Genomic DNA, 15,631 nt, shown 5'->3' on the forward strand with positions numbered 1-15,631 from the left:
CGATCACGCCGGACTTGAGGAAGGACGACGATCAGGAGAGGAAGATGCAGATTGATTCCGAATATGAATCGAAGAATGGACAAGAAAAACGATCGATTCAGACAAACAGCCTATCTATTACTCGCCGTTATCCTTTGGATAGCGTTTTTTTCAAGCGGGGGTGACAAGGCTGCGGCAGCGGGGGGCTGGTCGATGATTGACGGCGGCGGACCCAACGGCCTTAACATAAATTCCACCAATCGGGCGGAGTATCCAGTCATGGCCGTATTGAACGGCGAAGTTTATCTCGCATGGCAAGAAAAAGTTGTTCCGGGCGTAACCGCAAATCAGATCAGGGTCAAGAAATATAACGGCACTGGCTGGGCGAGCGTCGACGGCAACGGTCCGAACGGCATCAACATGAATCCGGGAAAATCGGGAACGAGACCGACGATGGCAGTATCCAACGGCGCCTTGTATGTCGCATGGGTCGAAGAGGTTACATCGTCTCAAGGTCAAATCCGGGTCAAGAAATATAATGGCGGCTCAAGCTGGACAAGCGCGGAAGGAAGCTCGACCTCAATTAACTTTGATGCGACGAAGGATGCTAACTTCCCTGTTCTGGTTGAATACAATAATGCTTTGTATGCGACGTGGTCTGAAGTAGGTAAAATTTATGTCAAGATGTATAACGGCACGGAGTGGACGAGCGTTGACGGAGGCCCGAATGGATTAAATATAGATCCGACTCAAAATGGGGCGTCTTTTCCGGCATTAGCGGTACTGGGGAATGAATTGTTCGCGGTGTGGTCGGAGCTGAACGGGGGCATTTACCAGCTTAGGGCTAAAAAGTACAACGGGACAAGCTGGGCGACGATCGACGTCGGCGCGAACGGGTTAAATATGGTTAGCGGGAAACACGCGTATTACCCGTCGTTGGCTGCGGCCGACGGCGCCCTGTACGTAGCTTGGTTTGAACCGGTCGATTCGACGACGGACGACCAAATTCGGGTAAAGAAATACGACGGTAACGGCTGGACAAGCATTGACGGCAACGGGAAGTATGGAATTAACGTAGTTCCCGGTTTACGAGGCAACTACGTTAATTTAGCGGTCGTTAATCATGAAGTCTATGCAGTGTGGTCAGAATATACGGGCTTAGGCGGTGCCAGGCCCGTCTTTAAAATTCGCGCGAAGAAGTATGCCGGATTGGATTGGACGAGCGCAGAGGTCGGCTTAAACGGTTTTATCGTAGATGCTTCGAAAGCTGCTTTTTATCCTGCCGTAACCTCGCTAAACAATGCGATATTTGTAGCGTGGCAGGAGCAGAACAGTACGATTGAACAAGTTCGAGTAGCCATGTTGCCGCCTCCAGCTGTCAATAGTGTGACGGTGACTCCGAGTTCCGTTAGCCTAGCGCAAGGCGGAAGCAAGCAGCTTCAAGCTACGGTAGATGCGCAAGGAGGAGCGGCGGAGACGGTCATGTGGACAAGCAGTGATCTTAGCAATAAGGTGGCGGTGAGCAGCACCGGTAACGTAAGTGTTGCGGCGGACGCCGTGCCGGGCGATTATACGATCACGGCGACATCTACGTTCAATAACAGCAAAATAGGAACAGCGACGATTACCGTCACGCTCCCTACCGTCAACAGCGTGTTGGTAAGCCCGATTAGAGCTAACCTTACACAAGGTGGAAGCAGGCAGTTCAATGCTATAGTAGACGCGGTGGAAGGAACGGCAAAGACGGTCCATTGGACAAGCAGCGACGTTACCAATAAGGTGACGGTGAACAGTGCGGGTAACGTGACCGTAGCGTCGGACGCCTTGCCGGGAACTTATACGATCACGGCAACATCAACAGTGGACAGCGGCAAAAAAGGGACGACGGCGATTACCGTCGTCGCAGCGCCTGCGGTCAACAGCGTAACCGTCACTCCTGGCACCTCCAGCGTCGTGCAGGGCGGCCGCAAACAGCTCACGGCTTCGGTCGACGCGGTGGGAGGAGCGGCGACGACGGTCACGTGGACAAGCAGCGACATTACCAATAAAGTAGCGGTGAATAGCTCGGGTAACGTGACCGTGGCGGCGAGCGCCGTGCCGGGCGATTATACGATCACGGCAACATCAACGGCGAATAACGGTAAAATAGGAACGGCGACGATTACGGTTACGGTAGCGCCAGCCATCAACAGCGTAACCGTCACTCCCGGCACCGAAAGCATCGTGCAAGGCGGAAGCGCACAGCTTACGGCTGCGGTTGACGCGGTAGGCGGAGCGGCGACGACGGTCACATGGACGAGTAGCGACGCGAGCAACAAGGTGGCGGTCAGCGGCGCCGGGAACGTAACCGTTGCGACGGATGCCTCAATTGGCGATTATACGATTACGGCGACCTCGACGGCGGATTCCAGCAAGAAAGCAACAGCGACGATTACCGTTACGCCAATACCGCCCGCTGTCAACAGCGTAACCGTCAGCCCGGGTGCCGATACCGTCGTGCAGGGCGGAAGCAGGCAACTCACCGCTACGGTAAACGCGGTGGGAGGAGCGGCGACGACGGTCGATTGGTCGAGCAGTGACGCTAGCAACAAGGTAGCGGTGAGCGGCACGGGGAACGTCACCGTTGCGGCCGATGCCGCGCCGGGCGATTATACGATCACGGCAACATCAACGGTAGACAACGGCAAAAAAGGGATCGCGACGATTACGGTTACTTTGGCGCTGACAGCGGAGACGACACCGACGGCGGGGATCGACTACGCGGCGGAACAGCTGACGGGATTGGAGCCGAACGGTCAATACACTATTAACGGCACAGCAGTGACGGCGGACGGCAGCGGGAAAGTGGCGATCGACGGCAGCTGGCTGGGCGCAACCGTAAACGTAGTGAAGAAGGGCAACGGGACGTCGACGGCCGACAGCGCGTCGCAGACGTTGAGCCTGCCGGCTCGCCCGGCAGCTCCGGTCGATGTTACAGTAACGGATGTCACTTATAACGGAGCTAATGACGGTTCGATTCTCAACGTAAATCTTGCCATGGAGTTTAGAAAAGGAAATACCGGAACATGGACGAGCATAACCGGGACGTCGGTTGTCGGATTGGAGCCAGGCGTCTATTACGTGCGTGTAGCCGCTACGGAAACGGCGTTTGCCTCCATTCCCGCTCAAGTAACCGTTCATGACTCGGATGCAACCATTCCAGCGGCTCCGAATGTGAGTGCAGATGATGCGAGCAATGTGATTGTCGGTTTGGACACAACGATGGAATTCTCAGTTGACGGCGGACCTTATGTCCGATATAACGGACTCAACATGCCGCAGCTAAGCGGCGAGCACACGGTTCAAGTGCGGGTGGCAGCCAGCGGCTCCGTTCCGGCGGGTCCGTCTACTGCGCTGATCTTCACGACGAATGCTCCCGTTCCGGCGGGCGGTTTGACGGTAACCGTAAGAGATCCGAGCGGCTCAGCAAATGATGGAAAAACCGGAATAACGATCACGCCTGCTCCGGACGGCGAACATCGGCTGGTCTACTTCAACTTCGGCAGTGGTACGGTAGACGTACCGAATGTCGGCGATACGCTTAGCAGTTATCTAAACGTACCAAGCGACAGCATGATCCCGGCGGCGAACGGCGACAAGATCGGCATCGCCGAGGTAGACGCGCAAGGCCGCGTCGTGAAGTTTGGTCAAACCGTAGCGACCGTGATCGCCGAACAGTCGGAGTCTCAGTCTACGAGTGGAGCATCGACTAGTCCGAACGAAGAGACAGTCGACGTGCTGGTTAACGGCAAGGTTGAAAATGCCGGCAAAGCAAAAACAACGGAATCAGGCGGCATCAAGACGACGACAGTTGTCGTTGATCCGGCCAAGCTGAAGGCGAAGTTGGAAGCGGAGGGCGTACATGCAGTCGTCACCATTCCGGTCAAGTCCGCGTCGAACGCCATTGTTGGCGAACTGAACGGTCAGATGGTTAAGAACATGGAGAATCTGTCGGCGACGCTAGTTTTGCAGACAGACAAGGGAGCCTACACGTTGCCAGCCAAGGAAATCAACATTGACGAAGTAGCCGACAAGTTCGGCAGCAACGTGAAACTGGAGGACATTCAATTAAAAATCTCGGTTGCGCAACCGACGGACACAATGGCAAAGATTGTCGAGAGCATGGAGGCGAAGGGCGAGTTTTCCGTTGTCGCGCCTGCGCTCGACTTCTCAGTAACAGGTACGCACGGCGGAAAAACAGTCGAGGTCACGGCATTTAACGTCTATGTCGAACGCATGGTGGCTTTGCCGGACGGAATTGACCCGAGCAAGATTACAACTGGCGTCGTTGTTGAGCAGGATGGAACGGTACGCCACGTACCGACCAAAATCGTTCTCATTGAAGGCAACTACTACGCGAAAATCAATAGCTTGACTAACAGCACATATACGGTCGTCTGGCATCCGATCGAATTTCTGGATGTCGCGAACCACTGGGCGAAAGCCGCTGTTAACGACATGGGATCGCGGATGGTCATGGATGGCACGGGCGGCGGTCAGTTCAGACCCGACCGCGATATCACCCGAGCCGAGTTTGCAGCTATTCTTGTACGCGGCTTGGGACTGAAACCGGAAAATACGTCTATGTCATTCTCCGATGTGAGAACTTCGGATTGGTATAGCAGCGCGATCAACACGGCATATGCCTATCAACTGATTAGCGGGTTTAAGGACGGCACGTTCCGGCCGAACGACAAGATTACCCGGGAACAGGCCATGACGATTCTTTCCAGAGCGATGAAGCTTACAGGACTGAAAGCCAAACTGACCGCTCAATCGGAAGAAGCAGTGCTTCGTCCGTATGGAGACGCGACAGATGTATCCGACTGGGCGCAAAGCGGCGTTGCAGACAGCGTGCAGGCCGGTCTCGTATCTGGGCGAAGCACAGACGAGCTTGCGCCGAAGGCGTTCATTAGCCGCGCTGAGGTTGCAATTACTATTCAGAGGCTTTTGCAAACATCAGGGCTGATCTAATAACATACGGAAACTAAGAAATGGCGGTGCTTGGGAGGTTATCCCCGCACCGCCATTTTGTGTTCTCGATTTCAGGCACTCTCGATGAACTTTTCCAGCTCGTTCGCGAGTGTAAATAAATTGGCCCGGTTTTCAAACTCCGCCCGGGTCGTCGGCAGCGGAAGCTGCTTGTGATAGTCGCGGATTGCTTTCAGCTTGTCCTGGTAATCCGTGAGCGCGATGCCGGTCTGGAGGTCGCGTCCCAGCTCATCCATCAGCCGGCCGATTCGGATGCCCTGCTCCAGCGTCGATTCAACCATGGAGACAAGCAGCAGCATTCGCTCCAAAATTTGAAATTGCTGCTGCTTGTGCTCGAAATAATAATAAAACGGGTTGTCGCTGCGGGTCAGCTTGTTTTCAACCTCCTGGATCGCCAAATGCCTTGCCTGCTCCAGCTGCTTCGCGAGCGTCAGCATTTCCTTGCCGTCCCACAGTCCGTATCCTTCCATCAAATAGCGGGCAAACTGGCTGAGCACAATGGACATGTTGCGGTTGATGTCTTCCTTATATTGCTGAATCTGCTTGTCGATGCCCGGCATGTACACGTTGACGACTAGCGCGACGCCAAGGCCGATCAGAATAATACCCAGCTCATTAAGCAGAAAGGCCGTGCTAAGGCTGCCATTCATAAAAATATGCATGATGATGACCGAACTGCTGGCAATGCCGCCCTGCAGCTTCAGCTTGACGCAGATCGGAATAAATAACATATACATCGGCACGAAAATAAGCGGGTGATGACCGAAGAAATGAAACATGGCTCCCGACAAGGCGATGCCGACGAGGCAGGCGAGAAATCTTTCCCAGATCGCGGCGATCGACTGTTTGCGGGTTTTCTGGATGCAGAGCAGCGTCAAAATGCCCGCCGATACATAGAAGCTCAGGGAGAAGGCCTGGGCAAGCCAAATGGCGATGCTGACGCCGACGGCTGTTTTAAGTGTACGAAATCCGATAGTCATGAAGCCTCTCTCCTTACAGCGAGCCTAGTAGTCCTTATGTAATAATATATAACATTGCCCGCGATTTTTTAAGCCGGGTTTGCCTGGAACAGGTGAAATTCACAAGTTGTACGCAATTTCGGTCTGGGGCTTGCTAAAGGAAAGCGCCATGGCACTCCACCGCAACCCCGGCATGAAGCAGCTTTTTCATAAGAAAGCGTTCATAAAAATAGCGGAGCGCCCCGGTAGAATTGAATGTTTTTGGAAGATAGCGTCCATACTGAATGATAGACAGGTTTAGTTTGACAGGGAAAAGGAGTGAATATACGATGGATCAAATTTCAACATTGTCCGAATTGCTGGCAGTTCAGAGGACCTCGTCCTTCATTGAAATTCCGGGAACCCTCTCCAGAACGTTCGGCCAGTCCACCTTATCGGCCACGCTGCCGATGAGCAAGCTGTTTGCGATGTATGAGGTCGATCTGGAAGTTCAGCGGGCGATAGTGCCGCAAAATTTATCGCGGATGATGGATTATATCCAATTGTACCTGGAGCACGGGCAAGGGATTTATTTTCCCGGGCTGATTTTGTCTGCGCGGGGCGCGGGGGAATACGACGCGTCGGCTGGCGTTTACCGGCTGCAGGCGATTGAGAAGCTGTATGTTGTGGATGGGCAGCACCGGTTAGCGGCTTTCCGCCGTCTGATGGAGACGCTGCAAAGCGCGATGGCGCGAGCCAAGGACCGCCGTGAGGATGAGCGGATGGAGGAAATCGGCAAAAAGCTGAGCAAGCTGTATCAATTCCCGATGTCCACGATGATTTATCTGGATATTCATGCGCGTCAGGAACGGCAGCTGTTCTCCGATATCAACAAGCTTCCCCGTAAAATCGGCGGCAATCTGGCGGTGCTGCGCGAGCAGCGGCGGTTTTACCATGTGCTTGCGACCCGGCTTGTTCATGAATCGCCGATTATGAAGCAATTGTCGGTGGATATGTATACGGAGAGGGGCAAGGGGCCGGAATATTTATTTTCGTATCACCTGCTGATTGAAATTTTGATCGGCTTGCTGGAGGGACGGCTCAAGTCGGCTGCGCGGGGCAACGGCTATTCCTTTGCGGATCAGGATGTCGAGGAGCAGATGAAGGTGGCCGAGCATTACTTTGCTGGATTGCTGCGGCATCTTCCGACGCCGGAGAAGGGCGAGCTGTGCTGGTCGGAAAATTTACAAATTGCGCTGGCAATGTTTTTCCACAGCGAAGCGACCAAAAGCGGCGGTTTCAACAAGTATGCGCTGGATTATGCGCTGCACATATTGCCTCATCTGGACTGGAACGCCATCTACAGCGGCGATGAGAAGGACAGGCTGCCGCGCCGTTCGCGGATTATGAAGGCGTATCAATATGTGAAGGGCTTTTATGAAGAACATCATCTGTTCCTCATCCGGGAATCCGAGATGCTGGATGCGATGATGGAGGAGCTGGACGCGAAGGAGGATGTCGGCTGATGGAAGGCTTGCGGCTTACGATGACGATTCACCCGTTTTGCGAGCGCTACGGGCTGGCTACGGTGCCGATTCAGGTGCAGGATTTGCTGAACTATACGATGATTGACCCGATGGTGCAGCGCAAGCTAAGCGGCGGACAGCGCCGGAAAATTGCGAATTATTTGCAGGAGCGGGATTTGGATCGCGTGTTTTTCGGACCGATTACTTTGTCGCTGCGCGACGTGGTCGGTCTGGCGAAATCCGGAGACGGCGTTACGCTGCGTCCGGGCTCTAAGCTGAGCATTCTCGACGGGCAGCACCGGGTGCTGGCGCTCGGGTATGTGAATGAACAGCTGCTGAAGGAAACGAGGCGGCTGGAGCGCAAGCTTACCTCTTTGAAGCTCGTGCTGCGCAAGGAGCCGGAGCAAGCCGAGGCCGCCACGGAGCTGGAGCTGCTGACGGGTCAGCTGGAAGCGCTGGAGCGCCGGCGGCTGGAGTTGATGGAAAGCGAGCTGGGCGCACAAATTTATATCGGACTGAGCGAGGAGGAGGAGAAGCAGCTGTTCGGCGACATCAATTCCAAGGTGCAGCTGGTCAGCAAGGAGCTGGGTCATTCCTTCGATTCGATTGACCCGCTTAATCTGGTGATTCAGCAGGTCGTCGATCACCATGTTTTTCTCAAGGGAGCAGGCGTGGAGCGCCGGGCCAACCTGACCGCTTATAACAAAAACTTCACCTCGTTCAGCTGGCTGTATTCCACCGCAACGATGCTGTTTTCCGGCAAAATGCAGCCCTCCTACGAGCTTGCCCGCAAAATCCGCAAGGACCCGGGCGCTTATGTTGAGATCTTGCATCAGTTCTACAATGCGCTGCTGCCGCTGATGCCGGAGCAGCCGGGCCTGCCGCAATACAGCTCGTCGGCGCGGGCGATGCAGGAAAGCATTGCGTTGTTTGCGCACCGTTTCCTGTTTACAGACGGGCAATATACGCCGAACTGGACGGCTTGCCTGCGCATTTTCGAGGGCTTCGACTGGTCGCAGGAAAACAGGCTGCTCGCCGAGCGGTTCGGCGTGCTGGACAATGGCAAGCTGAACCTTATTCATGAGAAGTCGCTGCGCAAGCACGGGCGGCTCGTCCAGCTGTTTCAGGAGCTGCACAGCGGTCCCGGAGCAGCGGAGGACGAAGCGACAGCTTAGCTTGGCGCTTGGCGCCGGATCAGGCTGCTAGCCAAAACGCTGCAGCGCTCGGCCCGGGCAGGCATAGGCTCCGTGAGGGGACATTGTGCCACAGGCGGACTGTCTGCTAGCCGCATCAACCCAAACAGCCCCGATCAGGCAGCATGCTCGCCAGAGCCGCCGGATCGGGGTTTTGCCTGTGTGCGGACGGCATGCTATAGGCCGGTTACAGGCTAGCTACAGGCTGGTCAGCCGATTGATCACCAGCAAGGCGGCCCCGGCCGCCAGCCCGTCCTCGCCCAGCGAGCCTTGGCTGAACACGACCTGATACTGCGGGTAATGATAGGCGCGCTGGATCGCGGTCCGGGTCGCCGTATGGAAAAATACGGGGTGGCTGCTGATTAGCGCGCCGCCGAGAATGACTTTTTCCGGGTGCAGGATGTTCAGCAGGTTCGCCAGGCCGATTCCGAAATACGTCGCGGCCTGGGTGAACAGCTCAACCGTCAGCGGGTCCTGCTCCAGCAGCGCCTGCTGCAGGTGGGCGAACTGAATTCGCTCCGGGTCCGGCTCCAGACGCAGCAGCACGCTGTCCCGCCCTTGCTTCAGCCGGGCTTGCGCTTGCTGCTCCAGCGTATGCAGCGAGACGTAGGATTCCAGCGCGCCGAAGTTGCCCTGCCCCCACATCCGTGGGCCGTCGGTCTGAATAATCATTTGGCCGAGCGAGCCTTCCATATCGACCGCGCCGTAGACGACCTGGCCGCCTGTCATCATGGCCGAGCGTAAGCCGACGCCGACATGCACATACAGCAGATGCCGGTAATCCCGGTCGCGCACGGACCAGGATTCGGCAAGCAACGCCGTGTTGGCGCCGTTATCCAGCATGCAGGGGAAGCCGAGCCGTTCTTCCAGCCAAGCGGTCAGCGGCACCTGGCTCCAGCCGGGCGCTGGAAAGTGCAGCGGCTCCAGCAGCATGCCGGTGCTGCGGTTCAGCGGCCCGACAGCGCCGATGCCCATCCCAAGCACCTGGGCGCTGTCGATTCCGCGTTTTGCGAGCATCGCCTCCGCTTCGGCGGCGATTTCGCCCAGCAGCGTCTGCGGCGTCATCCGCTCGTTCATCGTCCAGCGTTTGGCTTCCAGCTGATTCAGCTGCAGGTCAAACAGCATCAGCCGGGAATAAATGCGGGATATATCCAGTCCGAACACATAGGCATAATCGGAATTAATCGTATAAAGAATCGGCCGGCGTCCGCCTGTGGACTCACCGAGCCCTGCCTCCGCGATCAAGCCTTGGCCGGTCAGCTCCTCCAGCGTGCGGGTGAGGGTGCTGCCCGTCAGACCGCTGCGTTCAAGCAGCTCGATTTTCGATACGGTTCCGTGCTTGCGAATATGCTCGTATATTTCCTTAGCCTTGCGTCCGTTAATCCGTTGCTCGGCAGGTATTCGACTCATAGCCATTCCTCCATCGTCAGCAAGGGCATGTTCAAGCATTCATTATACTACACCTGTCAAGGGGACACCATAGATTTTCCATTCCGCTATCTGGTAGAATGTAAGGATAGTTTGCGTTAAGTAAAAGGAGCCGGGAACGAATGTCGGATTGGTATACGAAAAGTTTCGGAGACGATTACCTGATCGTCTACAAGCACCGCGATCTGCAAGGCGCGTATGAGGAAGTCAGACGGATGATGGAATGGCTGGAGCTGGCTGAAGGCTCGGAGGTGCTTGATCTGTGCTGCGGCATGGGCCGCCATTCGATGGCACTGACGGATTTCGGGTTTCATGTGACGGGTGTTGATTTGTCGGAGGTGCTGCTGCGCGAAGCGCGCAAGCAGGATGAGCAGGGCGAGGTTGTTTGGGTGCAGGGCGATATGCGCGAGGTTCCGCTGGACGGTCCTTTCGATGCGGTGGTCAACTTGTTCACGTCCTTCGGATATTTCGACGACGATGCGGAGCATGAGCGGGTGCTCGGCGAAATTCGCCGGCTGCTGCGGACCGAAGGCCGGTTTATTATCGACTTTCTGAATCCGCAATATGTGCGCAGCTATCTGGTGCCGCATTCCGTGCGGACCGAAGAGGGGCTGCGCATCGAGGAAACACGGACGATCGAGCGCGGTTACGTGTGCAAAACGATCGTACTGCAGGAGATCGGCTCGCCTGAGCAGCGGGTGTACCATGAACAAGTAAAGCTGATTGAACTCGATGCTTTCCGCGCGATGCTGGCCAAAGCCGGGCTGACAGTGGATGCGGTGTACGGGGGCTATGATGCTTCGGCGTATTCGGCTGCGGAATCGAAGCGGATGATTTTCGTCGGTCGGCGGGGAGCCGGAGATGAGTAACGGGTCGGCGGGACGTCCGGGACGGCTGGAGACGATGACCCGGCATCCGGACGCAGTTCAGGTTCGGGTGCCGCTGCCGTTTGCGCTGCGCTGGGTGAATGCGTATGTGCTGCAGGGACCCGATGGCTGGACGGTGATCGACCCCGGACTGCACACGGCGGAAGCCGAGCAGGTGTGGAGGCACGTCTTCAGCGAGATGGAGCTGCAGCCCCGGCATATTGAGCGGATCGTGCTGACGCATCACCACCCGGACCATTATGGCTTGGCGGGCTGGCTGCAGGAGCAGACGAATGCGCCGGTGCTGTTGTCGCGTACAGGGCTGGAGCAGGCTCGCCTGCTCTGGGGCGAGGCGACGCCGCTGACGGAGCGGCTGCTGTCCTTGTTCCGGCGGCACGGGCTGCCGCAGGAGCTGGAAGCGCCGATGCGGGCGCATATGGACGGCTTTGTCGAGGCGGTATCTCCGCAGCCGAAGGTGACGCTGCTGGAGGCGGGGGAGGATGTGCCGCTGGGAAGCCGAAGCTACCGGACGCTCCACACGCCCGGCCATGCGGCCGGTCATCTGTGCTTGTACCAGCCGGAGACGAAGGTGATGTTTTGCGGAGATCATGTGCTGCCGCAAATTTCGCCTAACGTCAGCTATTTGACGGATGAAATTGATGCCAATCCGCTGGCCAGCTATTTGGACAGTCTGGAGACGGTTAGCGGGTACGAGGTCCGGTTTGCTTATCCGGGGCATCGGGAGCCGTTTGCGCGGTTCGCGGACCGCGCCCGTGAGCTGATCGGGCATCACGCCGAGCGGCTTGCCGCGATGGAGGCGCTGCTGGCGGAGCCGCAGTCCGCCTACCAGGTATGCCGGGCGATGTTTGGCGAGCAGCTCAGCTTCCATCAGCTGCGTTTTGCGCTGGCGGAAACGCTTGCCCATCTGATCTGGCTGCACAAGGCAGGCCGGGCGCTGCGGGTGGAGCGGCAAAGTTATGACACGTATGTACGTGCAGCCCAATAGGCTGCGGAACCGGCAGGCTGTCGAAGCTGCCAAGCTGCTGAACAAGTAAGCACCGTTACGGGCGATAACCGGGACGGTGCTTTTTGCTGCGCAAAGCTGTGTGCATAAGAGCGAAGGGATATGGGAATAGTAGGAATTCATGAGGAATCAGACAGCTCAGGCAGCGAAGGAGATACGGAATGGACAAACCGTGGACGACCGACGAACAAATCAAAGCTTCGCCAGCGCGGCGGGCCAAATGTGAGCGAGCCGGGTACGCACTCACGGCAGCGCTGCTGCTGGCGCTAGGCTGCACCGGCTGCGCGGCTGGCGGAACGAAGGAGGGTGCGCCGGGATCGTACACCGGAGCGGGCCTCGTCATGGCAGGCATCGACGAAGGTGCGGGCGGGGTCCGGGTGACCGCGCTGCGAACAGCGGCAGACCACGCGGGCACAGGCTTGCAGCCGCTGGCTGCGGGTGGCGGCGTTGAGTCGCGTTCCTTTGTTTCGCTTGCCGACGCGGCTGCGCCGTGGCGCAGCCGTCAAGCTCCCCGGCTCGTCGTGATTGGCGAAGGCTGGGTCACCCGCCACGGGCTGCCCGCCTCCTGGGTAGCCGAGCTGCGCCGACTTGGCTTGCGTGAGGGCACGCGGCCTGTTCTCGCTGTTACCGCAGGCGCAGCCGAGTCCTTTGTCCGGCATCCTGCGGCGCTGCTGCTTGGCCGGGAGGTGGTCGAACGGCAGGGAAGCGTCCGCGATTCGCTGCGTGTGACCCGGGCGACGGACGAAGCGGATCAGGCGCTGCCGCTGCTGCCGGAGCCATCGTCTTTGCCGGAGGATGGGAAATATTCCCCTGTTTCATGGCAGACGGTGCTGTTTAAGAAACAGAAGCTTGTCGGCCGACTGACTGCCGGGGAAACACGGTTGCTCGCTTGTCTCCGCGGAGGCAAGCAGCTGCCGTTTCCGCTGTCGGGAGAGCAGCCAAACTCAGATACATCGTGGTCCGGCGTACAGATTGTCTCTTGCAGGACCGGCGTTGCCGCCAATGGCGACTGGAAGCGCCCGCGCGTGCATATTTCGGTCCAGGCCTACGGGCGTTACACGAATGACACCAGCGCCGGCAGCCGGTCCGCGGCTTCCGTTCAACAGCAGCTGCATACAGAGGCTGTCGCCCTGATTGCCAAGCTGCAGCAGCTTGGCGTTGACCCGCTCGGCTGGGGGGAAGCGGCGGAAGCGCAATTCCCCGGCTACTGGAGCGCCGACAGGTGGCACAGCTCTTGGACAAGAGCCGAAGTGACGGTGAAGCTGGATACACATCTGAGAGAAGCAGGAGGATGAGACGATGTCTGATTTGAAAGGGAAACGCAAGCTTATACTGGCTGCAGCCGTTGTGCTGGCAGCAGCTTCGCTGGCCACGGCTTGCTCGAAGAAAGCGGCGGAGGAGCCGGCCGCTCCGCCGCAGACGGCTGCGCCAGCGCCGGGGAGCACGGAGCAGCCCGCCGCGCCGGGTACGGCACAGCCCCCTGCGGGCGGCAGCGCTCAAGGCGGCGGTTCGGGCGGGGCTTCCGGCAACGCGAACCAGCCGGCTCAGGCCAGCGGGCCAACCGAGCCTGTCAAGCTGGCAGCGCTGGAATTTCCCGAGCCGTACAAAAAGCCGGTGCTGGATTCGGCCAAGTCGTTGGGCATCAAAACCGTCTACGTGCCAAAGCAGGGCGCGCAGGACGACCGCGTCTCGCAGGTGCAGGGGATGGAGAAGTCGCTCGCTATCCAATATTTAAATATGGAGCTGACGGAATCGGCCCAGGAAATCAAGCCGACGGGCAGCGTGGACACGGAAAAGCCGGTTCAATTAAAAATCGGCAGCGGGAAATGGGTTACGGTCGGCGGCAAGTCTGCCTTGTATGTGAAGGCAGGGGATACGCATCTGGTGCTGCGCCCGCTGCAGAAGCTGTCTACGGCTGATGTCGAGAAGATCGCCGAGTCGCTGGCTCCGTTGCAATAGATGAAGCGGGGGAAGCGATTCCTGATTCAGGCGAGCGCAGCCGAGCTGCATAAATGAAGACAAATCCCGCCGGGCAGCTGCCCGGCGGCGCAACGAAAAGCCCGGCTGGGGATACGTTTCCCCAGCCGGGCTTTCGTTGTGTCGGTGATGTCAAGCTACCTGCGGGCAATTCGCGCCGTGGCGTCGGGGCGTCGGAGTGCCTTGCCTACGTGTTGCGACCGTGCAGCAGGCCCTTGCTTTCCAGCTCCGCCTGCTTCCGGTGGGCAATCCGGCTGCTGGCCGAGGCGGCGATTGCGCCGACGATGTCATCCAGAAACGTATGCTTGTGCGGCCCTGACTTGTCATTTAACGTGTTCACGATGCCGGGCTTCAGCTTGTCGATGTAACCGAAGTTAGTCAATCCGATGCTGCCGTACACATTGACGATGGACAGCGCGAGAATTTCGTCGCAGCCGTACAGCCCTTCATCGTTTTCGATCATTTCCTGCAACGGAGAAAGCAGCTTGCCCTCCTCGGCCAGCACATCCAGCTGGATGCCGGTTAATACGGCGTTATGCACCTCGCGTTTGGACAACACCTGCTCTACGCTGTGCCTGCATTCCTCCAAGGTCAGCGAGTCGTAATAATCCTTCTGCAGCGAATAGGTCAGGTCTGCGATATCGTCGATCCGCACCCCCCGCTTGGCCAGCCATTCATGGGCGGCGGCGGCGACTTTCTGGCTGTCGAGACTATAGTTCATGCGTATCCCCTTCCGGATTTCTGAAGAAACGGAGCTGGTTTTTGCCGAACTGCTTCGAGGCATACATCGCGCTGTCTGCGCGCTGGAGCAATTCGTCCCCATCTTGCCCGTCATCCGGATAGAATGCCCCTCCGATGCTGCTGGATATGCGGATCAGATGTCCGGCTATGTCAAAAGGCTGCCGGAGCGCTTCATTGATGCGGCGGCCGATTTTTACGACATCCTCTAACTGATCGAAATGTTGCACCAGCACGACAAACTCATCGCCGCCCATCCGGCAGACCGTATCGGGATCGCGTATGGAATGCGCCAGGCGATAGGCGGCTGATCTCAGCAGCTCATCGCCAACAGCATGGCCGTAGGTGTCGTTGATCTGCTTGAAGTCATCGAGGTCCAAATACAAAATACCAAGTTTATGATGATAGCGCCGGGCCGTATGAATCGCCTGCATGAAGCGGTCCTGAAACAACCGCCGGTTGGGCAGGCCTGTCAGCGCATCGTAATAAGCGAGCTTCGTAAGCCGTTCTTCCTGCTGCTTGTATAATGTAATATCCCGGGCTGTCAAGGCAGCCGTCCAGGCATTTTCGCTCTCGTCGTCGCATACCGGATATCCTTTGGCTTCCAGCCAAAGCAGGGAGCCGTCCGGCTGCACCGCCCGAAAATGGGTAACGAACGGACGACGCTCGCGCCAAAGCGTCTGACACGCCTCCTGCAGAGCGTGCACATCGTTCGCGTGTGCAAAATCATACAGCGATTGTCCGGCGTGCTGCACCGGCGCTGCGCTGATCGGGGTTCCGCTGTGGTCGAAAATCCAAAGCCAATCCGGCGATTGCCTGATGACGGCTTGATAGACGCGATCCGGGAAAAGCTCTGGCAGACGGTTATCCATGGCAATCACCTCTATTTGGAAAAAGACATCCTTTATTATAGGCTTTTAGTACCGGGTAA

The 15,631-nt window shown here is 57.6% G+C and carries 11 protein-coding genes; 7 read left to right on the forward strand and 4 right to left on the reverse strand.

Features of this window, described 5'->3' with window-relative positions:
• Positions 1–258 precede the first annotated feature (258 nt).
• Positions 259–4,992, forward strand: a complete 4,734-nt coding sequence (locus AC6ROY_RS13060) for an S-layer homology domain-containing protein (protein ID WP_500100937.1) — start codon at positions 259–261, stop codon at positions 4,990–4,992.
• A 71-nt stretch (positions 4,993–5,063) separates the two neighbouring features.
• On the opposite strand, the gene AC6ROY_RS13065 is transcribed toward AC6ROY_RS13060, so the two are convergent.
• Positions 5,064–5,990, reverse strand: coding sequence for an aromatic acid exporter family protein (locus tag AC6ROY_RS13065; RefSeq protein WP_500100938.1), 927 nt, complete (start codon positions 5,988–5,990; stop codon positions 5,064–5,066).
• Between the two features lie 308 nt (positions 5,991–6,298).
• Between AC6ROY_RS13065 and AC6ROY_RS13070 the strand changes: the two genes are divergently transcribed.
• Together AC6ROY_RS13070 and AC6ROY_RS13075 are read left to right on the forward strand one after the other, a co-directional pair.
• Positions 6,299–7,474, forward strand: coding sequence for a DNA sulfur modification protein DndB (locus AC6ROY_RS13070; RefSeq protein ID WP_500100939.1), 1,176 nt, complete (start codon positions 6,299–6,301; stop codon positions 7,472–7,474).
• Positions 7,474–8,649, forward strand: coding sequence for a DNA sulfur modification protein DndB (locus tag AC6ROY_RS13075; RefSeq protein ID WP_500100940.1), 1,176 nt, complete (start codon positions 7,474–7,476; stop codon positions 8,647–8,649). The genes AC6ROY_RS13070 and AC6ROY_RS13075 overlap by 1 nt, the downstream gene beginning before the upstream one ends.
• Before the next feature lie 216 nt (positions 8,650–8,865).
• Here AC6ROY_RS13075 and AC6ROY_RS13080 read toward each other — a convergent pair whose 3' ends face one another.
• Positions 8,866–10,077 (reverse strand): ROK family protein, encoded by a 1,212-nt coding sequence (locus AC6ROY_RS13080; RefSeq protein ID WP_500100942.1) that lies wholly within the window; start codon positions 10,075–10,077, stop codon positions 8,866–8,868.
• Between the two features lie 140 nt (positions 10,078–10,217).
• On the opposite strand from AC6ROY_RS13080, the gene AC6ROY_RS13085 reads away from it, so the two are divergent.
• From AC6ROY_RS13085 to AC6ROY_RS13100, 4 genes are all read left to right on the forward strand, one after another.
• On the forward strand, positions 10,218–10,964 hold the full coding sequence (locus AC6ROY_RS13085) for a class I SAM-dependent methyltransferase (RefSeq protein WP_500100944.1): 747 nt from the start codon (positions 10,218–10,220) through the stop codon (positions 10,962–10,964).
• A complete protein-coding gene (locus AC6ROY_RS13090) occupies positions 10,957–11,967 on the forward strand; it encodes an MBL fold metallo-hydrolase (protein WP_500100945.1) in 1,011 nt (336 codons plus the stop codon). Before AC6ROY_RS13085 ends, AC6ROY_RS13090 begins: the two co-directional genes overlap by 8 nt.
• 179 nt (positions 11,968–12,146) lie before the next feature.
• On the forward strand, positions 12,147–13,280 hold the full coding sequence (locus AC6ROY_RS13095) for a Ger(x)C family spore germination C-terminal domain-containing protein (protein WP_500100946.1): 1,134 nt from the start codon (positions 12,147–12,149) through the stop codon (positions 13,278–13,280).
• Positions 13,281–13,284: 4 nt separating this feature from the next.
• A complete protein-coding gene (locus AC6ROY_RS13100) occupies positions 13,285–13,944 on the forward strand; it encodes a hypothetical protein (RefSeq protein WP_500100947.1) in 660 nt (219 codons plus the stop codon).
• 205 nt (positions 13,945–14,149) lie between these two features.
• Here AC6ROY_RS13100 and AC6ROY_RS13105 read toward each other — a convergent pair whose 3' ends face one another.
• Both AC6ROY_RS13105 and AC6ROY_RS13110 read right to left on the reverse strand, forming a co-directional pair.
• Positions 14,150–14,683 carry a phosphatidylglycerophosphatase A family protein gene (locus tag AC6ROY_RS13105; RefSeq protein WP_500100948.1) on the reverse strand — a complete coding sequence of 178 codons (534 nt, stop codon included), beginning with the start codon at positions 14,681–14,683 and terminating at the stop codon, positions 14,150–14,152.
• Entirely contained in the window at positions 14,673–15,572 is a 900-nt protein-coding gene (locus AC6ROY_RS13110) for a diguanylate cyclase domain-containing protein (RefSeq protein ID WP_500100949.1), read from the reverse strand. Before AC6ROY_RS13110 ends, AC6ROY_RS13105 begins: the two co-directional genes overlap by 11 nt.
• Positions 15,573–15,631 lie beyond the last annotated feature (59 nt).

This window comes from Paenibacillus sp. sg306046, from assembly GCF_059821225.1.